We start from the raw sequence: 20,627 nt of genomic DNA on the forward strand, positions 1-20,627 counted from the left end.
GAGGAGGGTTGGCCGAGCGGTTTAAGGCACCGGTCTTGAAAACCGGCAGGGCTGAAAAGCTCTCGTGAGTTCGAATCTCACACCCTCCGCCACCCTCAAGGCGAGACCGGCTTCCCATCCCGCTCCACCACCCGCCCGACCTGCCCGAACGCGTACTTCCAGCCGTCCTTCGTGCGCACGTACGTGTCGCTGAACCAGAGCTTCCGGTCGAACGGCTTGCCGCTGTCCACGCCCTTCAGCCACAGCAGCGCGGTGACGACGCCCGTGTCTCCCCAGACTCGCACGACCTGCGTGCCGGGCATCTCGTCCTGCTGCTCGTAGGTCACGCTCTTCGCACGCGCTTCGGCGAGGAGTTGCTCGCGCGTCACGACCTGGCCGCCGCCGGAGACGAGGACCATCGGCTCGGCGAGGATGCGCGCCATGCCGTCGGCATCGTTGCGCTTCACCGCGGCCTGGTACTCGGTGTCGAGGCGGGCGACGGTGGCTTGATCGTCGGCGGGGCTGGCGGCAAGAGCCATGGCGGAAGCTCCCAGGAGGGCGGTGAGGGCGGCGGTTGCGGTCTTCATGAGTAACGTCGTCGAGGAAGGTTGCCCACTATAAAGCGCACCCTCCGTTCAAAGCGAAGCCAGGAGCTCCTGCAGCGGCCCGATCTCCGCGGGCTTGACCAGGTGGTGGTCGAAGCCCGCTTCGCGGGCCTTGAGCCGATCCTGCTCCTGGCCCCACCCGGTGAGCGCGATGATCACCGGCCGCGAACCGCCGGCATTGCGGTGGATCTCGCGAGCGACCTGGTAGCCATCCATCCCGGGCATCCCGATGTCGAGCAGCACGACCTCCGCGGCGAACGACTTCAGCACCTCGAGCGCCTCAGGCCCCTCGCCAGCAACACGTACGTCGCAACCGAGCATGCGCAGGATCATGGCGAGGCTGTCGCCGGCGTCGCGGTTGTCGTCCACGACCAGCACGCGCTTGCCTTCCAGTCCCTGCGCGAGGTTCGGTGCTGACGATTCGGCGGCGAGGGCGTGGTCCAGCACCGGCAGGCGGACGCGGAACTCGCTCCCCCGGCCAAGGCCTTCGCTGCTCGCCTCGATGGTGCCGCCATGCAGCTTCATGAGCTGGCGCGCGAGTGCCAGGCCGATGCCCAAGCCTCCGACGCTCTGCCGCCCGGTGCCGCGCGTGAACATGTCGAAGATGCGCTCGCGCTCCTCGGGTGCGATGCCCGCGCCGTTGTCCCGCACCGAAACCTGGACGACGCCATCGTCGACACGAGCCTCCACGTCGATCTTCCCGCCGGGCTCGGTGTACTTCGCCGCGTTGTTGAGCACATTGCCCAGCACCTGTCCCAAGCGCACGGGGTCGGCGTCGAGCATCACCGGAGCCTCCGGAAGCTTCAGGTCGAGACGATGGCCACCGGCCTGCATCAACGGGTCCGCGGTTTCCACGGCGTTGCGCACGATCGAAGCCAGGTCCACTGGCTCACGGCGCAGCTCGAGCGTTCCGCGGCTGATGCGCGACATCTCGAGCAGGTCGTCGACCAGGCGCACCAGGTGGTTCACCTGGCGCTCCATCACTTCGTGCACGCGCTGGGCGGCGGGATTGGAATCGCGCGCCATGCCGAGCAGGTGCAGCGAGTTACGCAGCGGCGCCAGCGGATTGCGCAGCTCGTGCGAGAGAGTCGCGATGAACTCGTCCTTGCGGCGGTCCGCTTCGCGCAGCGCCTCGCGCGCGCGGACGTCGGCCGAGATGTCGCGGAAGTAGCAGACCACGCCGTACTCTTCGCCGGGCAGCGGGATGCGGTGCACGCGGTACTGCCAGTACTCCACGATGCCGCTGTCGACGCGCTTCTCCGCGTACTCGGGCACCGTGAACGGCTCGCCGGTGGCCAGCGTGCGCCGGAAGTTGCGCGTCATCTCCTCGGCATCGGCCTTCGGCCAGAGCCTGTGCAGGACCTCCTCGAAATCCATGCCGATGAGGTTCGGGATGTCGCCGAACACCGGCAGCGCGATCGGATTCACCGCCGCGAGGCGGAAGCTGCCGTCGACCATGTAGATGCCCAGCGGTGCCGCGTCCACCAGCGCGGAGAGTTGCGCGGCATTGCGCTGGAGTTCGGCCTGCGATTCGCGCCGCACCTCGGCGGATTCGAGCAGCGCCGCGACGCGCACTTGCAGCTCGCGCGCACTGAACGGCTTCACGAGATAGTCGTCGGCGCCGCTCGCCATGCCGTGGATGCGGGCCTCTTCACCCGCACGCGCGGAGAGCAGGATGATCGGCAAGGTCCGAAGCGCGGGATCGCCGCGGATGGCCTTCACCAGCGCGATGCCGTCGAGCTTCGGCATCATCACGTCGGAGACGACCAGGTCGGGCATTTGCGAGCGCATCGCGGCCAGCGCTTCCTCTCCGTCGCCCACGGTGATGACCTCGTAGTCCTTCCCGAGGAGGCGGCGGAGGTAATCGCGCAGGTCGCGGTTGTCGTCGGCGACCAGCACGCGCGCGACGTTCCGGGATTCGGAATTCGCGGCGGGCGCCGAGTCCGGCAGCCAGCTCAACGCTTCTTCCACGTACGCGCCGGCGCGCGGCGCGCTGCTCGCGAGCACGGCCTTCGCCTGGACGCGATCGGCGGGCAAATGTTCGAACCCTTTCGGCAGCGTGACGACGAACTCCGTCCCCTCGCCCAGGGTGCTCCGCAGCTCGATGCGGCCGCCGTGGACCTTCACCAGCTCCTGCACGAGCGCCAGGCCGATGCCGCTGCCTTCATGGCTGCGGCCCCGCGTGCCTTCGACGCGGTGGAAGCGCTGGAACATGTGCGGCAGCGATTCGGCGGGAATGCCGACTCCGGTGTCGCGCACGCTGAGCTGGAAGCCTTCGGGCCGCTCGCGCACCGTCACCGCGATCTCGCCCTGCAGCGTGAACTTGAACGCGTTCGAAAGCAGGTTGAGGACGACCTTCTCCCACATCTCGCGGTCGATCCACGCCGGCTCGCTCGCAGGGGGTGCCTCGACGCGCAGCGCGATACCGGCGCGTTCGCACGCGGCGCGGAAGTTCGCGGCGAGATCCGCGGTGAACGCGGCGAGGTCCGTCGCCTCGAAAGAGGTCTGCGCGCGGCCCGCCTCGATGCGCGCGAAGTCGAGCAGCGTGTTCACGAGCTTCAGGAGCCGATGGCCGTTGCGTTGCACGGCGGCGAGCTGCGCATGGTCTTCCGCGGGCCCGTCGGTCTCGGCCTTCAGCGCCAGTTCCTCGATCGGCCCGAGCATCAGCGTGAGCGGCGTGCGGAATTCGTGGCTCACGTTGCTGAAGAACGCGGTCTTGGCGCGATCGAGCTCGGCCAGGGCCTCCGCGCGCAGGCGCTCGTGCTCGTAGGCCTCCGCGTTCGCGATCGCGGCAGCAACCTGGCCCGCTACGAGGCCCAGGAAGTCGCGGTAGGCGCCGTCGAAGCGGCGAAACGGGCTGAGCCCCACGACCAGCGCTCCACTGTGGCCCGACCCGCCGGGAGAGACCACGGGCAGCACGGCCGCTTGTTCGGGCGGGCGAGGCCAATCGCCCTTGGGCAGCCCGGTCATGCGTTCCAGCGAGACGACCGCCGGTTCGCCCGTGTGGAGGACGCGCGCGAGGGGCCACTGGGCGGGGTCGTGCAGGCTGCCGCTACCGTCGCAAGCGGCGGCGAGCTCGAAGGCCTGGTCGTTGTCGCGCCGAGCGTAGAGCAGGGCGAACGGAAGGTCGCGCCGGTTCGTGCCGAAAGCGTCCATCGAGCGGTGGCATGCGTCCTGCCACGTGCGAGCCGTGGCCGTGCGCGAGGCGAGCTCGCGCAGCAGCGCAAGCTGGCGCTCGCCGATCACGCGGCCCGTGTCCTCGGAATTCGCGCAGATGAGTCCGGTGACGCGTCCCTCGTCGTCGGGCACCGGGCTGTACGAGAACGTGTAGTACGTCTCCTCCTGGTAGCCGTGCCGCTCCATGATGAGGAGCTGCTCCTCGACGTACGTGCCTTCGTCTCGCGTCATCACGCCTTGCGCCATCGGGCCCACCACGTCCCAGATCTCGCTCCACACCTCGGAGAACGGCCGGCCGAGCGCGCGCGGGTGCTTGCCGCCGATGATCGACTTGTACGCGTCGTTGTAGAGGTAGGTGAGATCCGGTCCCCAGCCGAGCCAGAACGGCTGGCGCGACGTGAGCATGATGCGCACCGCGGTCTTGAGGCTGCGCGGCCAACCCTCGGGCTCGCCGAGCGGGGTCGCGGACCAATCGTAGGCGCGCATCAGCGCGCCCAGCTCGCCGCCACCTTCGAGGAATGCCGCAGTCGCCATGGAGCATCGGGGGAAGAATGACGCTCCAAGTCTACGAGGGCGGAATGTGTCTCCCTGTCGGCGAAATCCTACAAATCCGCTCCATCGCGCATCAGCGGGCGAGGCTCCAGACGATCCGCTCCCGGGACTCCAGTAGAGGCACTGCTTCCGCAACGTACTTCTTGAAATGCTCCGTCGCCTGGTGCGCGACAAAGGCCGCCTCGTCGTCGTAGATCTCGTAGAGCATCGCGTGCGTCGGATCCTTCGGATCGACCAGCACGTCGAAATGCCGGCAGCCGGGCTCGCCGCGGGCATGGGCCGCGTTCTCGAGCACCTTCTTCATGAAGGCGTCGACGTTTTCCTTCTTGATGCGCAATGCGACCTGCAGGACGTAGCTCATTGGGGGCCTCCTGCCTTAATCTTACGCAATGCGAATCGAACCTGACGATCTCACCCGGCCCCAGGTGCTGGCGCTGCTGAACGAGCATCTCGCCAACATGTACGAGCTCTCGCCGCCGGAGAGCGTGCACGCCCTCGACGTCTCGAAGCTCCGCGCTCCGGGCATCACCTTCTGGACCGTGTGGGAGGGTGACGAGCTTCTAGGCTGTGGCGCGATCAAGGAATTGGAGCCCGGCCATGGAGAGGTGAAATCCATGCGCACGCCCAAGGCCCTGCGTCGCCGCGGTGCCGGGCGCGCCATGCTGGTTCACATCCTCGAAGTCGCGCGCGAGCGGAAATACGATCGCCTGAGCCTCGAGACGGGTTCACAAGACGGCTTCGTGCCGGCGCAGCGTCTCTACGAGAGCGTGGGGTTCGAGCGCTGCGGTCCCTTCGGCGACTACCAGGAAGACCCGAACAGCGTCTTCATGACCTTGAAGCTCTAGTCACCACGACGCGCAGGCGGCGCGACGCCAGGACCAGCAACGCCAGCGCGAGGATGGCCAGCCGCGAGTCGTCGAGCGTGGGGACGCGCGGAACTCCGCCCGGATCGCAGGGAGGCGGGAAGCACGCGGGGCTCGATGCCACGTTGCGAAGGAACCAGCTCTCCGGAGCGCTCGCGTCCACGCTGCCCCGGAAGAGCTGGTAAGTGAATCCGTTGACCGTCACCGGCGCACCCAGCGAGAAAGCCCCTGCCGTCGTCGTGGCGCCGTTGATCGCATTCACGACGAGGATGCCGTTCAGGTTCGTCACCGCACCGGGGCCGGTGGTGTTCGCGATGAACAACAGCGTCGTCCCCGTCGCGGTGCCCGCATCGATCACGAGCGTGTCCGAGGGCGACCCGTCGGTGCCGAGGAATGTGTTGAGGCCGATGTTCCCGGCCGCGCCGGCATAGGTGACGGTCGTGAGCGTCTTGAACGCGGGCGCCGGTACCGAGTACTGGATCCGGCTCGCGTTGTTGACGGTGTTGGTGAGATTGGAATTGCCCGTCATGTTCCAGAGCGTGTTGCCGAGGAGCGAGACGTTGGAGACATTGCCCGGGAGCGTGTCGGCGAATCCGTTCAGCGTCGAGTTGGTGACCGTGATGCCTGCGAGGCCGGGCGTCACCTTGGGCACGGGGGCGCCTTTGGGCAAGCGCAGCGAGACCGGCACGACCGGTGGCAGCGGTTCCGGATCGAGGTCGAGGATGCCGCCCAGGGGCGGGTCCAGCAGGAGCAGCGGGAAGTCTTCGATGCGCGCGACGCGCAACCAATGGCCGCTGCCCTGCACGATGAGATTCGAGAGCGTCGCGTTGCCCGCGCCGCCAACGCCGATGGTCGGTCCGGAAGTGTTGGTGAGGTTGGTGCCGTTGTAGTTGGCGATGGAGGTTGCGATCTCGCCGTACAGATAGAGCGCGGCCGCCGCGCCGCCCGTTGCCGTCACGGTGCCGCCCGTGCCGGCGACGCGCCCGCCATCTTGCGCGACGGACCCGTGCGCGTTCAATCCATTGGCCAGCACCGTCGTTCCCGCGTTGATCGTCACCGAGCTGGGGTTGCTGCGCGCGAGCTTGCCGTGCGCGTTCTGTCCCTGGGTCAACACCGTGGTGCTGCTCGCGACGACGGTCCCCGCGCTCACGGCACGCAGCCCCATCGCCCGTTCGCCCTGCGTCGTGATGCTCGAGCCGGTCAGCGTGATGAGCGACGGGGCCACCAGGAAGTTCTGCTCGGAGTCGGCACCGTAGGCACGTAGTCCGGACGTGTTCACGACGACGTTGTTGCCCGTGATGCTCGCGAGAAATTGCGCGCCGGCCTGCTCGACGACGGAGAAGAGCCCGAGCGCGAGCGTGCCCGACGTGGTGACAGTGAGATTCGCGATCGTGGCCGAGCCGCCGTCGTCCGCGACCACGCCCATTCCCTCGTCGCCTTGCGTGATCACCGGTGTACCCGTGACGTTGAGCACGCCGCCGGGGTTACGCGCAGCAAGGCCGTGAGGGCGGCGCGCGTTGCTGGTCGAAGGGTCGGTCGCGGTTCCGGTGGTGGTGACGCTGCCGCCCGTGACGGTGATCTGTCCTCCGAGGTCGGCAAGGACGCCCATCGCGTTGCCGTCGCCCGTCGTCTGGATGGTGACGTTGTTGACGGTCATCGCGGAGGTGCTTCCGAAGAAGGCGGCGGCATTGAGCCCTTCGGCCCTCACTGTCCCGTTCGTGAAGGTGCTCGTCGCGCCCAGCGTCGACTTCACGCCGTAGCCGGTCGCCGGGACCGCGCGAATCGTGCTGTCGGTGAAGGTCGCGGTGGTGCCCGCGCCGTCGAGGACGACTCCCACGCCGTTGGTGTTGAGCACAGAGGTCCGCAGCGACGTCAGGTTCGCACCGTTGAGCACATGGATTCCGTACGCGCGATTTCCGCTCACCGTGACCGCGGCGTCGGTGAGCGATATCGCGGAGCCTGCGTCCTGCACGGCGACGCCATGGCCAAACTGGCCGGTCGCGTTGATCGTCGCACCCGGCCCGGTGACTTGCAGCTGGCCGCCGGAGACCGCGCGGGCGCCCGCGGCGGGGAAGTTGGTGTTGCCGGCACCCGTCGTGGAGAGCGCGCTGCCCGTGACGGAGACGGTGCCGCCCGCTTCGGCATACGCGGCACTCCCCAGCGTGGCCGACGTGTTGACCGTCACGGCGCTCGCGGTGATGGTGCTCGCCGCGCCCGTGGCGTTGAGGCCATGGCTGCCGGTGCTGGATGCGGCGATCTGCGCGCCGGCCGTCGTGACGGTCGTGCCGCCGGGCAGGCTGATGGTGCCTCCATCCGCGAATACGCCGAAGCCGCCGCGAGCGTTGGTCGAGACGCTGCCGCCCATGAAGGTGATCGTGCCCAGGGTCGTGGCACGCAGCCCATAGTCGCTCGCGCCATTTCCACCGCTCATGGAGACGGCGGTGTTGGCGAGCGTGATCGCCGCTTGCGTGTCGGCCAGCACGCCGACCATGTTGGCGACCGTTCCGGTCGGAAGCATGTTGATCGTGGCGCCCGTCGCGTTGATGGCGCTGCCCAGCCCGGTCGCCCGCATGCAGTTCTGCCCATTCGCTGCGGCGCCGACGGATGTAGTGGTCGCCGTGCTTCCGCTGAAGGTGATCGTCGCGGCCGTCTGCGCGAGGGCGCAAAGCGTGTTCGCGGCGGCGAGGTTCACGGTGATGCCGTTGGCGGTCATGACGCCGGTGGCCGATGCGTTCAGCGCTATTGGGTTTAGGGCGTTCGCGGTGATCGTCGTACCGGGCGGCACGGTGCAGGTTCCGCCGACGAGGACTGCCGGTGTAGGACAAACCTGCGCGTGCGCCGCCAGCGAGAACGCGGCGGCGGATATGAAAACGAGTGCATGCCTGACTGCCGACATGTTTGCCTCCCTGTGGGGGCCGTTGCCCGTTACCAGCCGGGTCTCGTTTTGGTCCTTACAACGATAGGGTTATGTTGTTCTCCGTAACGTTCGTTTGAATCGGCGCGTGTGAAACACCCTACGCCGCGGAAGCGTTTATGTACACCGCGTACACGCTCTGGCTGGACGCCATGAAAAGCCGGTTGCCCTTCTCGCCGCCGAAGCAGAGGTTCGCGCAGCGCTCCGGCAAGTGGATGTGGCCGATCGATTCGCCGTTGGGCGTGTAGATGCGCACGCCATCCAGAACGGGATCCTCGCCGCCGAGGCCGCACCAGAGGTTGCCCGCGCTGTCCACGCGGAAGCCGTCGAACGCGCCACCGGCCCCGTCGATCGTCATCACGCGCTTGCCGAGTTTCTTCCCGCTCACGGCGTAGGCGTGGATGTAGCGTGGCGTCGTGCCGCATTCCACGACGTAGAGCAGCTTCTCGTCGGGCGAGAACGCGAGGCCGTTGGGCCGGTTGATGTCGCCGATCACGACGGCGATCGCTCCGGTGACGCCGTCGATGCGATAGACGTTCGTCGGCAGCTCGACCTGTGCCTTGAAGCCTTCGTAGTACGAGAGGATGCCGAAGGGCGGATCGGTGAACCAGATGGAGCCGTCGGACTTCACCACGACATCGTTGGGCGAGTTGAGGCGCTTGCCCTGGTAGTTGTCCGCGAGCACGGTGATCGTGCCGTCGTGCTCGGTGCGCGTGACGGAGCGCGAGCCATGCTCGCAGGAGACGAGGCGCCCCTCGCGATCGCGCGTGTGTCCGTTCGCGTAGTTCGAGGGCTGGCGGAAGACGGACACGTCGCCGCTGCGCTCATCCCACCGCATGATCCGGTTGTTGGGAATGTCGCTCCAGAGCAGCGCGCGATGATCGCCGAACCACACCGGGCCCTCGGCCCATCGGAAGCCGTGCGCGATGCGCTCCACGCGCGCGCTGCCGATGCGAAGCGCGTTGAAGCGGCGATCGATGACCTCGATGCGCGGGTCGGGGTAGCGGGTGGCGGGGGCCCAGAGGCCGTCGGGTTTGTCAGTGTCATTCATGGCTCTCACTCGCATGTCTCTCATTCGTAGGGCCCGAAGGTGACATACACCCCGCCCTGGTGGATGTGCTCGGGTTTCGTGGAATCGACGGGCGGCTCCGCTTCCTTCTTCGCGCGGAACGGCTCGGTGTTGTCCTTCGGCGTCCAGCCGAGGTTCGCGGCCTTGCTGTTGTCCCACCACGAGTCGCGGTTGGCCGATGCGCCGAAGACGATGGTGTGGTCGGCCTTCTCCGCGAAGAGCGATCGTTGCACGAGCGTGATGAGGTCGTCGAAGGAAAGGTACGTGACCAGCATGCGGCGGTCCTTCGGCTCCGGGAGCGACGAGCCGATGCGAAGGCAGACGGACTCGATGCCGTAGCGGTCGAAATAGAAGCGCGACATCGCCTCGCCGAAAACCTTGCTCACGCCGTAGAGCGAATCCGGCCGCACGGGATCGTCGGCGTCGATGCGCTCGGTGCGCTTGCGGAAGCCGATCGCATGGTTGGAGCTCGCGAAGACGATCCGCTTGGTCCCCTGGATGCGCGCCGACTCGTAGAGGTTGTACACGCCCTCGATGTTGGGCCCGACGATCGTGCGCCACGGCTTGTCCACGGAGATGCCGCCCATGTGGACCACGCCGTCGACGCCGTCCATGAGCACGCGCACCGCGCCTTCGTCCGCGAGGTCGCAGGTCACGCACTCCTCGTTGCCGACCGCGGGTCCGAGGGGCTCGATGTCGGAGACCCGCAGGTGCGTTGCCCACGTGCGCATCGCGGGGCGCAGCACCTGGCCCAGCATGCCGGCCGCGCCGGTCAGGAGCAGCCGTTCGTATTTGGGTATCATGTCGTCAGACAACTCGGGGTGGGCATGGGAAGGAACCTGGCGGAACGTCTAGTCGGAGAGTTTACGGCCGAAATCCGGCAAGGAAACCTTCGCCCCGGGGATCGCCTGCCGACCGAGGCGGAAGTCGTCCGCCGATTCGGAGTGAGCCGCACGGTGGTCCGCGAAGCGTGGTCGCAGCTCCAGGCCGCGGGGCTCGTCGATACGCGGCACGGCGTGGGTACGTTCGTGAGCGTCCACCGGCGCGAGGCGGGCTTGAGGGCGGATGTGGCGCAGATCGCCACGGTGGTCGACCTGTTGGCCATGCTCGAGCTTCGCATCGGCGTGGAGAGCGAGGCCGCCGCGATTGCCTCCCGACGCCGTTCAGAGGCGCAGTTACTCGCGATGCGTGCTGCGTTGGACCAGTTCGAGGCCGCGCTCGCCGCCGGCCAGGAAACGCACGACGCGGACTTCCAGTTCCATTCCCTGATCGCCGAGGCCACGGACAACCGCTACTTCACGTCCTTCATGGCCTCGCTGGGCTCGAAGGCGATCCCGCGCGCGCACCTCAAGCTGCCGGATGCGGGAGGCGACCGCCGGCGCGACTACCTCGCCACGCTCAACCGCGAGCACGAGGACATCTTCAGCGCGATCGCGCGGGGCGACGGGGATGGAGCCCGCGCCGCGATGCGCACGCACATCGGAAACGGACGGGAGCGTCTCAAGGCCCGCCAACAGTTGTCAGACAACAGGAAAACAACGAGGAGGAGCCCGAAATGATCCGCCGCAGCTTCAGCATCTGTCTCTTGGTCGCCGCCGCCGTGCTCGCGGCCCCGCTGGTCCACGCCCAGACGAAACTCAAATGGGCGCACGTCTACGAAACCTCCGAGCCGTACCACACGCAGGCGCTGTGGGCCGCGGAGGAAGTGAAGAAGCGCACCAACGGCCGCATCCAGATCGAGGTCTTCCCGGCGTCCACGCTGGGCAAGGAGACCGACATCAACCAGGCGCTGTCGCTCGGCACCGTGGACATCATCTACACGGGCATGGCCTTCGCGGGCCGCCAGTTCCCCCCGATGTCGATCGCCTCGGGGCCGTTCATCTTCCGCGACTACGCGCACTGGCAGGCTTTCCGCGAGGGCCCGGTCTTCCGCGAAGTCGCGAAGGGCTACGAGGACAAGAGCGGCCACAAGATCGTCGGCTACACGTACTACGGCCAGCGCCACCTCACCGCGAACAAGCTGGTGCAGAAGCCCGAGGACATGAAGGGCATGAAGCTGCGTGTGCCCGATGCGCCGCTCTTCGTGATGTTCCCGCGTGCGGTGGGTGCGAACCCGACGCCGATCGCGTTTGCCGAGGTGTACCTGGCGCTGCAGAACGGCACGGTGGATGCGCAGGAGAATCCGCTTCCGACCATCGACGCGAAGAAGTTCTACGAGGTGCAGAAGTACATCATGCTGACCGGGCACATCACCGAGTCGCTGGTGGCCATCGTCGCCGGCGATACGTGGAAGAAGCTCTCCGAGCCCGACCGCAAGGTCGTGAGCGAGGTGATCTGGGAAGCCACGACGCGCTCCTCGAAGGACATCCTCGACGCCGAGAACAAGCTCGTCGCGGACTTCCAGAAGCGCGGCATCAACGTGGTGAAGGTCGATCGCGGCCCGTTCATCCAGGCGGTGCAGAAGGCCGTCACGGCGCCCGACGCCCCGTGGCCCAAGGACCTCTACGACCGGGTCCAGGCGATCAAGTAGCGAACGTCCCCGCCGATCGCGGGTCGGATGCTTCATGAAGAACATTCGACTCGCGATCCTGGCCCTGGTCCTGGCTCCGTTCACTGCCCTGGCCCAGCAACAAGGCTTCCTCGAGAACCCGTATGGCGACATCCCGGTGAGCGGGATCGTCGCCATTTCCGGCTGGCACTGCACCGCGCGGCGGATCGAGATCCAGATCGACGGCAATCCGCTCGTGGCCGGCGCCAACACCGAGCGCCGGGATATCGCGGCGATCTGCGGCAAGCCCGACACCGGTTTCTCGGTGCTCTTCAACTGGGGCATCTTCCCGAGCGGCGTCCACACGGTGCGCGCGCTGGCGGACGGCGTGGAGTTCGCGTCGCGCCGCGTCACCGTCGTGAACCTCGGCGGGGAGTTCCTCACGGACAAGAGCGGGAGCACGACCGTCTACGACTTTCCGTCACCGGGGCAAAGCTCCGTGCTGGTGTGGCAGCAGGGGCTGCAGAGCTTCGTGATCCAGGAGGTCCGCAACGACGCGCCGTCGCTCGCCGGGCGCTGGAACGGCGCCAACATGGAGGTGCGCAGCGGCTGCCGCAACAACGGCGCGAACGGCAACCACGGCACCTACCACCAGTCGATGATCCGCTTCGACCTCGACCGCATCGTGATCGACGAGACCACCACCAGCGGGCTCACGTGCACGTATGTCGGACCGTACCGCCAGGTGGGAACGACGCGCGAAGCCTCGGGCACGCTCACGTGCAGCGACGGCAAGCAGGGCCGCTTCACGACGAACGGCATCCTGGTCACGCCCAACGAGATGTCGCTGCGCCTCGCGATCCAGCTCGAGAACACCGAGACCTGCGCCATCGACTCCGTCCTCGGTGGATCGCGGCTCTTCTGAATTTGGTAACGTATCGGTCTCTCAGGGAGAAACCATGCTTTACCGCACGATGATGATTGCCGCGCTAGCCCTTTCCGGCGCCGCCGCGGCCCAGGATGCACAGACGTGGCTCGGCGCTCAGGGCCTCGAAGCCGTGGAGATCAAGCCGTTCCAGGACCTCGAGATCGTGGTCGCGAAGAGCGCGGGGGCCAAGGAGCAGCGCCTCGTGATCATCCAGAAGGGCAAGCCCGTCTTCCAGACCACGCCCAAGGAGAACGAGGGCGCGGCGAAGTGGGCGATCCACTCGATGGGCAACGACCTGGACGGCGATGGCCAGCCGGACCTCCACGTTTCCAGCTTCTCCGGCGGCGCGCATTGCTGCACGACCCACTACATCGTGAAGCTGAAGCCCAAGGTCTCGAAGCTCGCCGTGTACCCCGCCAACAACGTGGGCGGCGGCGATTTCCTCGAGGTCCCCGGCCGCAAGACGCCGATCATGGTGACCGCGGACGATTCGTCGGCCTACGGCTTCGCGCCCTATGCCAACTCGTATTTCCCCGCCGTGATCCTCGAGGTGTCGCCGAAGGGCCGCTTCCAGTTCGCGCAGGACCTCATGCGCTCCAAGCTCCCGGGCCAGCCGCCGCCCGTCTGCGCGCAACCCGCGGCGACCAACAACCCGTGGCTGAAGGAGCGCTGCGGCGAGTACACATCCGCCCGCCGCAACGCGCGCGTGGCCGAGATCAAGACCAAGCTCGCCGAGATCAAGCAGGGCCGCTCCGCCGACCAGTTGAAGTGGGACGACTACTACGCCACCGGCGTGCTCGCCGCCGTCTCCGCCGAGATGAACCGCTACGCCTACACCGGCCACGCCGCCGCGGCGCTCAACTGGCTCGAAACCCTCTGGCCCGGCAACGACGCCGTGAAGCTGAAGATGCTCAACACCCTCCGCACCGCGTGGACGAAGAGCGTGTTCGCGGAAGACCTGAAGGGCCTCGCCGCCGACTACCGGTAGCAGAACCAATAAAGGGGTCAGACCACTTTATTCGTGAAGGCGAACGAATAAAGTGGTCTGACCCCTTTATTGGTTCTAGTCGGCGGCCTCCGAGGAGGGCGAGCCGAGGAGCTTCTCGATGTCGCGCGCGGCCATCGGGCGCGAGAGGAAGAAGCCCTGGGCACGGTTGCAGCCCAGGCGCCGCAGGAACTCCAGCTGCTGCTCGGTCTCCACGCCCTCGGCGACGACGTCGATGCCGAGGGATTTCGCCATCGCCACGATGGCGGTGACGATGGCGGCATCGTCCGGGTCCACCGTGATGTCGCGGACGAAGGACTGGTCGATCTTCACGGTGTCGATCGGGAAGCGCTTGAGATAGGCGAGCCCCGAATAGCCGGTGCCGAAGTCGTCGATCGCGATGCCCACGCCGAGGGCCGCCACTTGATCAAGCGACGCGCGGGCTTCGCCCATGCCCTCCACGATCACGCGCTCGGTGACCTCCAGCTCTACCAGCGCCGGATCGATCCCCGTTTCCTGGAGCATCCGCCGCAGGCGCTCGCCGAAGCCCGGGCGCGCGAGCTGCGTCGCGGACACGTTTACCGCCATGAGCAGCGGGCGGCCCGCGCTCTGCCACGCCTTGCCCTGCCGCAGCGCCTCGCGCAGCGCCCACTCGCCGATCGGCACGATCAATCCCGACTCCTCGGCAGCGGCGATGAATTTCACCGGAGGCACGTACTCCCCACCGCGCGGCTTCCAGCGCAGCAACGCTTCCAACCCGGTGATGGAGCGGTCGCGCAGGTCGTAGAGCGGCTGGTAGTGGAGCTCGAACTCGTTGTTGTCGAGCGCCCGGCGCAGCGAGTTCTCGAGTGTGAGGCGCTGCTGGGCCGCCACGTTCATGTGCGGCGTGAAGAACTGGAAGTTCGCGCGCCCCGCATCCTTTGCGTGGTACATCGCGGTGTCGGCGTTGCGCATCAGCGTGTCCGCATCGTTGCCGTCGGCCGGATAGAGCGCGATGCCGACGGAAGCCGAGACGTGCAAGTCGTTGCCCTGCAGGTGGAAGGAATTCGCCAGCACTTCGAGGATCTTGCTCGCGACGGTGGACGCACCCGCGGCACCCTCGGAGCCGGGGATCACGATCACGAACTCGTCGCCGCCGAGGCGCGAGACCGTGTCGCCCTCCCGCAGGCACACGAGCAGCCGGCTCGCCACCGATTGCAGCAGGCGATCACCCAAGGGGTGGCCGAGCGAGTCGTTGATGGTCTTGAAGCGGTCGAGGTCGATGAAGAGCACCGCGACCTCGCCGCCGGAGCGGTGCGCCTGAGCGATGGCCTGGCGGATGCGGTCGTGCAGAAGCACGCGGTTGGGCAGCCCCGTCAGCGCGTCGTGGTGCGCCATGTGCGCGATGCGCTGCTCGGCGAGCTTGCGCTCCGTGATGTCCATCGCGATGCCCACGATGCGGATCGCGCGCCCGTCCGGCCCGCGGTGCACCTGGCCGTGGTTGGTGATCCAGTGCACCGAACCGTCCACGTACATCACGCGGTAGTCGATCAGGAAGTCGTCCGCCTCCTTCACCGCGTGGCGCAGCGTCGCGTCGAGGAGCGGCCGGTCGTCGGGATGCAGCGTCCTTTGGAGCTCGCGGTAGTCCACGTGCGGGGCGTTGACCGAGCGGCCGAACAGCAGGTTCATGCCGTCGGAGTACGTGAACTCGTCGGTGACGCCGTCCCAGTACCAGAGGCCCATGTTCGCGGCCTCCATCGCGAGCTTGAGGCGCTCCTCGCTCTCCCGCAGCGCCCGCTCCGCTTGCTTCCTCGGCCGGATGTCGGCGATGGTGACCATGGTGCTGTAGACGCAGCCGGTGCGGTCGCGCAGCGGTGCGATGGCCACGGACACGTCCACCAGCGTTCCGTCGCGGTTGCGGCGCTGCGTCTCGTCCATGAAGATCAGCTCGCCGGCCTTCGCCCGGTCGCGTAGCCCCACCGTCTCGTGGCGCAGCTCGTCGGGGACGATCGAGGTCGCCGTGCCGACCACTTCCTCGGCCTTCCATCCGAACAGGCGCTCGGCCGCGGGGTTCCACACGCGCACGATATTGTCGAAATCGCGCACGATGATCGCGAGCGGTGTCGCCTCCACGATCGCACGAAGCTGCGCGTGGCTCTCTTCCGTCTCGGCCTCCAGGACTTTGCGCTCGGTAATGTCGACGACCACGCCCACGATCCCCGCCACCTTCCCGTCGGCGTTCAGGAACGTGGACTTGTTGAAGATCGTGTCGCGCATCTCGCCGTTCTTCGGGTTCGGCGCGCGCGTCTCGAAGGTCTGCACGCCGCCGGTCTCGAGCAGGTGCTTGTCGTCCTCCACCATGCGGTCGGCGTTCTCGCGCGGCAGGATGTCGTAGGGCGTGAGGCCGATCAGCTTGTCGCGGCTGATGCCGAACTCCTTCTCGAAGGCGCGATTGCATCCCAGGTAGCGCCCGGCCGCGTTCTTGAAATAGACGGGGTAGGGAATCGCCTCGAGGAGCTGCAGGTTGAAGGAGAGCTGCGAGCGCAGGTCGCGGGTGGCGCGGCTCGCGACATCGAGCGCCTCGGTGCGCGAGTGCGTGACGCCGCGCAGCACGCCGTAGAGCAGCAGGCTCACGATGAGGCCCGCGCCGAGGGCCAGCATCGGCAGCGGCTGCAAGCCGGCACGCGCGGGAGGCGGGTTCGCTTCGAAGTGCAGGCGCCAGAACCGGCCGGCGATGTCCACGTCCACGTCCTGCACGAGGGCGAGCGTGAAGGCGCTGGCTTCCTGCGTGTCGTTGGGCGCGAAGGAGCGGTAGAACTCCGTGCCGGCGACGGGCTGCGCGCGCCCGGACCAGTGGGTGGCACCCAGGTCGTGCATCGTGAGGCGAGTGCCCGCGAAGACGGGGCTGGCGAGGATGTCCTGGAAGACGTCGTCGATCCGAAGCACCACGTTGACCCAGCCTGTCACCAGCGCACGCCGGCCTTCGACCGTGCGCGGCGCTCCGCCTTCGAAGACCGGCAGGTAGACCACGAGGCCGAAGCTGGCACCGCGCTCCTGCGCCAGCCGGTAGCGCGAGGTGGCTGCTGGTTCGCCGGTGTCTCGCGCGCGCTCCATGGCGAAACGCGGAGCAGCCCGGCTCATCAGCTCGAGGCCGAAAGCGGGCTCGTTGCCGGCCATGGGCTCCACGTAGTCGATCACCCAGTACTCGTCGCTCTGCTCGGCCGGACGGATTTCGAAGCGCGGGTATCCGGACGGCGTGAGCGTCTTGTCGTCGCGGACCGATTTCGTGAATGCCGCCACCTGGTCGGCGGGAACGCGGCGAACGTACTGCATCGCCTGCACGCCGGGGAACCGCCGTCCCGCCTTGAGCGACGAGACGTGGCGGTTGAAGTCCTGGCGCGTGAGCGGGGCGTGCGAGGCGAGGGCCTCGAGGCCGTACAGGAGATCGACGTAGCGCTGCACGCGCCGCTCGACCAGGCTCGCGGCGAGGCTCGCCTGGTTGGCGAAGTCCGCCCGCGCCTGCGTTTCCACCTGCCGCGCGACGAAGAACCACGCCGCGATGCTGAGCACGACCCCGGCAAGCAGGGTGGCCAACGCGAGTGTTTGTGGGCGGAGGGTCTTTTTCATGGATCGCGGGACCGCTTGTTCCGATAAAATACGCCCTTTTGCCCGGTTCAAGCCTGTGTCCCTGATCGTCCAGAAGTACGGCGGCACCTCGATGGGTTCGCCCGAGCGGATCCGCGAGGTCGCAAAGCGCGTCGCGCGATTCGTGAAAGAAGGCCATCAAGTCGTGGTGGTTCCCTCGGCCATGGCGGGCGAGACCAATCGCCTCCTCGGCCTCGCGAAGGAGCTCCATCCCGATCCCAGCCCGCGAGAGCTGGACGTCATCGCATCCACCGGCGAGCAAGTCTCGATCGGCCTGCTGTCGATCGCGCTCATGAACGCGGGCGTGAAGGCGCGCTCGTACACCGGCTTCCAGGTGAAGATCCTCACCGACGACGCGTTCACCAAGGCGCGCATCCTGTCGATCGACGATGCCAACATCCGCAAGGATCTCGCCGAGGGCTACGTGGTCGTCGTCGCCGGCTTCCAGGGCATGGATGCCGCGGGCAACATCACCACGCTCGGCCGCGGCGGTTCGGACACAACGGGTGTAGCGCTCGCTGCCGCGTTGAAGGCCGACGAGTGCCAGATCTACACGGACGTCGACGGCGTCTACACCACCGACCCGCGCATCGAGCCCGACGCCCGGCGCCTGGCCACCATCACCTTCGAGGAGATGCTGGAGCTGGCTTCCCTCGGGTCCAAGGTGCTTCAGATCCGCTCGGTTGAATTCGCGGGCAAGTACAAGGTGAAACTTCGCGTGCTCTCGTCCTTCACGGACGTGAACTCCACCGACATGGGCACGCTGATCACGTTCGAGGAAGACGAAACCATGGAACAAGCCATCATCTCCGGCATCGCGTTCAACCGCGACGAGGCCAAGATCACCGTGCTGGGCGTGCCGGACAAGCCCGGTGTCGCCTATTCGATCCTCGGCCCGATCGCCGACGCCAACATCGACGTGGACGTGATCATCCAGAACGCCTCGCTCGAGGGCCACACCGACTTCTCCTTCACCGTGCACCGCGCGGAGTACAAGCGCGCCATGGAGATCCTCCAGAGCAAGGTGAAGCCCGAGATCGGAGCGCGCGGCGTAGTCGGCGACGACAAGATCGCCAAGGTCTCGCTCGTGGGCATCGGCATGCGCACGCACGCGGGCGTGGCCGCCAAGATGTTCCGGGTGCTGGCCGAGGAACGCGTCAACATCCAGATGATCTCGACCTCGGAGATCAAGACCTCCGTCGTCGTCGACGAGAAGTACATGGAGCTCGCGGTGCGCGTCCTGCACAAGGCTTTCGAGCTCGACAAGGAACCCACGCAAGAGACCATGAAGCCATGATGCGTCCCCTGATCGCCGCACTCCTCGCCTTGTCCGCTTCCCTCCCTGCCATTTCCGCCGACCCTGTCGACCCGTACCTCTGGCTCGAGGAAGTGACGGGCGAGAAGCCCATCGCCTGGGCCAAGGAGCGCAACGCCGAGACCACCTCCGCCCTCGAGGCGCGGCCCGAGTTCAAGGCGCTGCACGATCGGCTGCTCGCTGTTTACAACGCGCGTGAACGTATCCCCGGCGTGAAGAAGCTGGGCCCGTACTACTACAACCTCTGGCAGGACGCGGCCAACCCGCGCGGTGTCTGGCGCCGCACCACGCTCGAGGAATACCGCAAGCCCGAACCCGCGTGGGAAACCGTGCTGGATCTCGGCAAGCTCTCCGCCGACGAGAACGAGAAGTGGGTGCTGAAGGCGACCGACTGCCTCGCGCCGCAGTACGAGCGCTGCCTGCTGTCGCTCTCGCGCGCCGGAGCGGACGCCGTCGTGATCCGCGAGTTCGACCTCGTCTCCAAGTCGTTCGTGAAGGGCGGCTTCGAGATGTCCGAGTCGAAGGGCGGCGTCGCCTGGCGCGGCCCGAACGACATCTACGTTTCGCGCGATTTCGGCCCCGGCTCGCTCACGCAGTCCGGCTACCCGCGCATCCTGAAGGAGTGGCACCGCGGCACTCCGCTCGCCTCGGCGAAGGTGATCTTCGAGGGCAAGGAGACGGACGTCGGCGTCTTCCCCAAGGTCACGATCGACAAGTACCTGCGCCACGAGATCTACGAGCGCCGCATCGGCGTGCGCACGGCCGAGACGTACTACCGGATGCCCGGGGATGTGTGGCGCCGCCTCGACGTGCCGAACGATTCCGAAACCACGATCGCCAACAACATCATCGCCACGCGCCTGCGCACGGACTGGACGACGGGTGGCAAGACCTTCAAGGCGGGCTCGCTCCTCACGATGCCGCTGCGCCGTTTCCAGTCGGGCGGCCGCTCGTTCGAGGTGGTGTTCGAGCCCAAGGAGCGCGTGTCGCTGCAGGCCTACGCGATCACCAACACCTCGATCGTGATGGACGTGCTGGACAACGTGAAGGGCCGTTTGCTCGTCGCCGAGCGCAAGGGGCTCGAGTGGAAGGTGCGCGAGGTGCCTGCGCCGCAGAACTCCTCGCTCACGATCGCGGCGGTCGAGCACGACCTCTCCGACGACTACTGGCTGAGCGCCGCGGGCTTCCTCGAGCCCAACGCGCTGTATCTCGGCAACGCCACCTCGGACAAGCTGGAGAAGCTGAAGGCGCTGCCGGCGCAGTACGACGCCAAGGGCCTGAAGGTCCTCCAGTACGAGGCGACCTCGAAGGACGGCACCAAGGTCCCGTACTTCGTGGTGATGCGCGAGGACGCGAAGCTGGACGGCTCCAACCCGACCATCCTCTATGGCTACGGCGGCTTCGAGATCTCGATGACGCCCAGCTACAGCGGCACCATCGGCTCCGCCTGGCTCGAGAAGGGCGGCGTGTGGGTGCTCTCCAACCTGCGCGGCGGCGGCGAGTTCGGCCCCGCGTGGAACCTCACGGCGCGCCGCGAAGGGCGCTACAAGACGCACGACGATTTCATCGCCGTCGCGGAGGACTTGATCGCGCGCAAGATCACCTCGCCGCGCCGCCTGGGGATCATGGGCGGCAGCCAGGGTGGGCTTCTCGTGGGTGCCGCCTTCACGCAGCGCCCGGAGCTCTTCAACGCGGTCGTGTGCAGCGTGCCGCTCCTCGACATGAAGCGCTTCAACAAGCTGCTGGCCGGCGCCTCCTGGATGGGCGAGTACGGCAACCCGGATGACCCGAAGGACTGGGCGTTCATCTCGCAGTACTCGCCGTACCAGAAGGTCGCGAAGGGCGTGAAGTACCCGCACATCCTCTTCACCACCTCCACGCGCGACGACCGGGTGCATCCGGGCCACGCTCGCAAGATGGTCGCCAAGATGAGGGAGCAGGGGCACGAGGGGATCTCGTACTTCGAGTACATGGAAGGCGGCCACGCGGCGGGCACGAACCCGACCCAGCAGGCCTACACGTGGTCGCTCGTGTACACGTTCTTCACGCGCGAGCTGTTCTAGCCCGTTTCCGCTGACACGCGCCCGGCGGTGTGTCCTACGTCGCAGGGCGCGTAGGTCAGAAGTTT

The 20,627-nt window shown here is 67.2% G+C and carries 14 protein-coding genes and 1 tRNA gene; 8 read left to right on the forward strand and 7 right to left on the reverse strand.

Annotation, left to right across the window (positions count from 1 at the left end; genetic code table 11):
• Window positions 1-2: 2 nt before the first annotated feature.
• Window positions 3-92: transfer RNA gene (locus DSM104443_RS05810), tRNA-Ser, on the forward strand.
• A 3-nt stretch (window positions 93-95) separates the two neighbouring features.
• On the opposite strand, the gene DSM104443_RS05815 is transcribed toward DSM104443_RS05810, so the two are convergent.
• The 3 genes from DSM104443_RS05815 to DSM104443_RS05825 all read right to left on the reverse strand — a co-directional run bounded on the left by DSM104443_RS05815 (window position 96) and on the right by DSM104443_RS05825 (window position 4,674).
• Window positions 96-566, reverse strand: a complete 471-nt coding sequence (locus DSM104443_RS05815; protein WP_171090337.1) for a nuclear transport factor 2 family protein — start codon at window positions 564-566, stop codon at window positions 96-98.
• Window positions 567-614: 48 nt separating this feature from the next.
• Complete coding sequence (locus tag DSM104443_RS05820; RefSeq protein WP_171090339.1) at window positions 615-4,295, reverse strand: ATP-binding protein; 3,681 nt, start codon at window positions 4,293-4,295, stop codon at window positions 615-617.
• A 91-nt stretch (window positions 4,296-4,386) separates the two neighbouring features.
• Window positions 4,387-4,674 carry a putative quinol monooxygenase gene (locus DSM104443_RS05825; RefSeq protein ID WP_171090342.1) on the reverse strand — a complete coding sequence of 96 codons (288 nt, stop codon included), beginning with the start codon at window positions 4,672-4,674 and terminating at the stop codon, window positions 4,387-4,389.
• A 28-nt stretch (window positions 4,675-4,702) separates the two neighbouring features.
• Here DSM104443_RS05825 and DSM104443_RS05830 point away from each other — a divergent pair, with 28 nt between their 5' ends.
• Window positions 4,703-5,158: a GNAT family N-acetyltransferase gene (locus DSM104443_RS05830; RefSeq protein ID WP_171090344.1), complete on the forward strand. Its 456-nt coding sequence runs from the start codon at window positions 4,703-4,705 to the stop codon at window positions 5,156-5,158.
• On the opposite strand, the gene DSM104443_RS05835 is transcribed toward DSM104443_RS05830, so the two are convergent.
• From DSM104443_RS05835 to DSM104443_RS05845, 3 genes are all read right to left on the reverse strand, one after another.
• Window positions 5,139-8,072, reverse strand: coding sequence for a hypothetical protein (locus DSM104443_RS05835; protein WP_171090345.1), 2,934 nt, complete (start codon window positions 8,070-8,072; stop codon window positions 5,139-5,141). The genes DSM104443_RS05830 and DSM104443_RS05835 overlap by 20 nt on opposite strands.
• 118 nt (window positions 8,073-8,190) lie before the next feature.
• Window positions 8,191-9,141, reverse strand: a complete 951-nt coding sequence (locus tag DSM104443_RS05840; RefSeq protein ID WP_246232536.1) for an SMP-30/gluconolactonase/LRE family protein — start codon at window positions 9,139-9,141, stop codon at window positions 8,191-8,193.
• Between the two features lie 20 nt (window positions 9,142-9,161).
• Window positions 9,162-9,962, reverse strand: a complete 801-nt coding sequence (locus DSM104443_RS05845; RefSeq protein ID WP_171090350.1) for an NAD-dependent epimerase/dehydratase family protein — start codon at window positions 9,960-9,962, stop codon at window positions 9,162-9,164.
• Between the two features lie 24 nt (window positions 9,963-9,986).
• Here DSM104443_RS05845 and DSM104443_RS05850 point away from each other — a divergent pair, with 24 nt between their 5' ends.
• From DSM104443_RS05850 to DSM104443_RS05865, 4 genes are read left to right on the forward strand one after another with little or no spacing between them, the layout of a single operon-like run.
• Entirely contained in the window at window positions 9,987-10,718 is a 732-nt protein-coding gene (locus DSM104443_RS05850; RefSeq protein ID WP_171090352.1) for a FadR/GntR family transcriptional regulator, read from the forward strand.
• Window positions 10,715-11,689, forward strand: a complete 975-nt coding sequence (locus DSM104443_RS05855) for a sialic acid TRAP transporter substrate-binding protein SiaP (protein WP_171090354.1) — start codon at window positions 10,715-10,717, stop codon at window positions 11,687-11,689. The genes DSM104443_RS05850 and DSM104443_RS05855 overlap by 4 nt, the downstream gene beginning before the upstream one ends.
• Before the next feature lie 34 nt (window positions 11,690-11,723).
• A complete protein-coding gene (locus tag DSM104443_RS05860) occupies window positions 11,724-12,572 on the forward strand; it encodes a hypothetical protein (RefSeq protein ID WP_171090356.1) in 849 nt (282 codons plus the stop codon).
• A 34-nt stretch (window positions 12,573-12,606) separates the two neighbouring features.
• Window positions 12,607-13,563, forward strand: a complete 957-nt coding sequence (locus DSM104443_RS05865) for a hypothetical protein (RefSeq protein ID WP_171090358.1) — start codon at window positions 12,607-12,609, stop codon at window positions 13,561-13,563.
• A 75-nt stretch (window positions 13,564-13,638) separates the two neighbouring features.
• Here DSM104443_RS05865 and DSM104443_RS05870 read toward each other — a convergent pair whose 3' ends face one another.
• Window positions 13,639-17,166: a bifunctional diguanylate cyclase/phosphodiesterase gene (locus DSM104443_RS05870; RefSeq protein WP_171090360.1), complete on the reverse strand. Its 3,528-nt coding sequence runs from the start codon at window positions 17,164-17,166 to the stop codon at window positions 13,639-13,641.
• Window positions 17,167-17,221: 55 nt separating this feature from the next.
• Between DSM104443_RS05870 and DSM104443_RS05875 the strand changes: the two genes are divergently transcribed.
• Together DSM104443_RS05875 and DSM104443_RS05880 are read left to right on the forward strand one after the other, a co-directional pair.
• Window positions 17,222-18,481, forward strand: a complete 1,260-nt coding sequence (locus DSM104443_RS05875) for an aspartate kinase (protein WP_171090362.1) — start codon at window positions 17,222-17,224, stop codon at window positions 18,479-18,481.
• The gene (locus DSM104443_RS05880) at window positions 18,478-20,562 is read left to right on the forward strand and encodes a prolyl oligopeptidase family serine peptidase (RefSeq protein ID WP_212756977.1); all 2,085 of its coding nucleotides are present in this window, start codon (window positions 18,478-18,480) and stop codon (window positions 20,560-20,562) included. Before DSM104443_RS05875 ends, DSM104443_RS05880 begins: the two co-directional genes overlap by 4 nt.
• The last annotated feature ends 65 nt before the right edge of the window (window positions 20,563-20,627 follow it).

It is taken from the genome of Usitatibacter rugosus (assembly GCF_013003965.1).
GTDB lineage: Bacteria > Pseudomonadota > Gammaproteobacteria > Burkholderiales > Usitatibacteraceae > Usitatibacter > Usitatibacter rugosus.

Bases quoted from the DNA above. Each gene is read 5' to 3' on its own strand.
- DSM104443_RS05815 (WP_171090337.1), bottom strand. From the start codon at position 566: ATGAAGACCGCAACCGCCGCCCTCACCGCCCTCCTGGGAGCTTCCGCC.
- DSM104443_RS05820 (WP_171090339.1), bottom strand. From the start codon at position 4,295: ATGGCGACTGCGGCATTCCTCGAAGGTGGCGGCGAGCTGGGCGCGCTG.
- DSM104443_RS05825 (WP_171090342.1), bottom strand. From the start codon at position 4,674: ATGAGCTACGTCCTGCAGGTCGCATTGCGCATCAAGAAGGAAAACGTC.
- DSM104443_RS05830 (WP_171090344.1), top strand. From the start codon at position 4,703: ATGCGAATCGAACCTGACGATCTCACCCGGCCCCAGGTGCTGGCGCTG.
- DSM104443_RS05835 (WP_171090345.1), bottom strand. From the start codon at position 8,072: ATGTCGGCAGTCAGGCATGCACTCGTTTTCATATCCGCCGCCGCGTTC.
- DSM104443_RS05840 (WP_246232536.1), bottom strand. From the start codon at position 9,141: ATGAATGACACTGACAAACCCGACGGCCTCTGGGCCCCCGCCACCCGC.
- DSM104443_RS05845 (WP_171090350.1), bottom strand. From the start codon at position 9,962: ATGATACCCAAATACGAACGGCTGCTCCTGACCGGCGCGGCCGGCATG.
- DSM104443_RS05850 (WP_171090352.1), top strand. From the start codon at position 9,987: ATGGGAAGGAACCTGGCGGAACGTCTAGTCGGAGAGTTTACGGCCGAA.
- DSM104443_RS05855 (WP_171090354.1), top strand. From the start codon at position 10,715: ATGATCCGCCGCAGCTTCAGCATCTGTCTCTTGGTCGCCGCCGCCGTG.
- DSM104443_RS05860 (WP_171090356.1), top strand. From the start codon at position 11,724: ATGAAGAACATTCGACTCGCGATCCTGGCCCTGGTCCTGGCTCCGTTC.
- DSM104443_RS05865 (WP_171090358.1), top strand. From the start codon at position 12,607: ATGCTTTACCGCACGATGATGATTGCCGCGCTAGCCCTTTCCGGCGCC.
- DSM104443_RS05870 (WP_171090360.1), bottom strand. From the start codon at position 17,166: ATGAAAAAGACCCTCCGCCCACAAACACTCGCGTTGGCCACCCTGCTT.
- DSM104443_RS05880 (WP_212756977.1), top strand. From the start codon at position 18,478: ATGATGCGTCCCCTGATCGCCGCACTCCTCGCCTTGTCCGCTTCCCTC.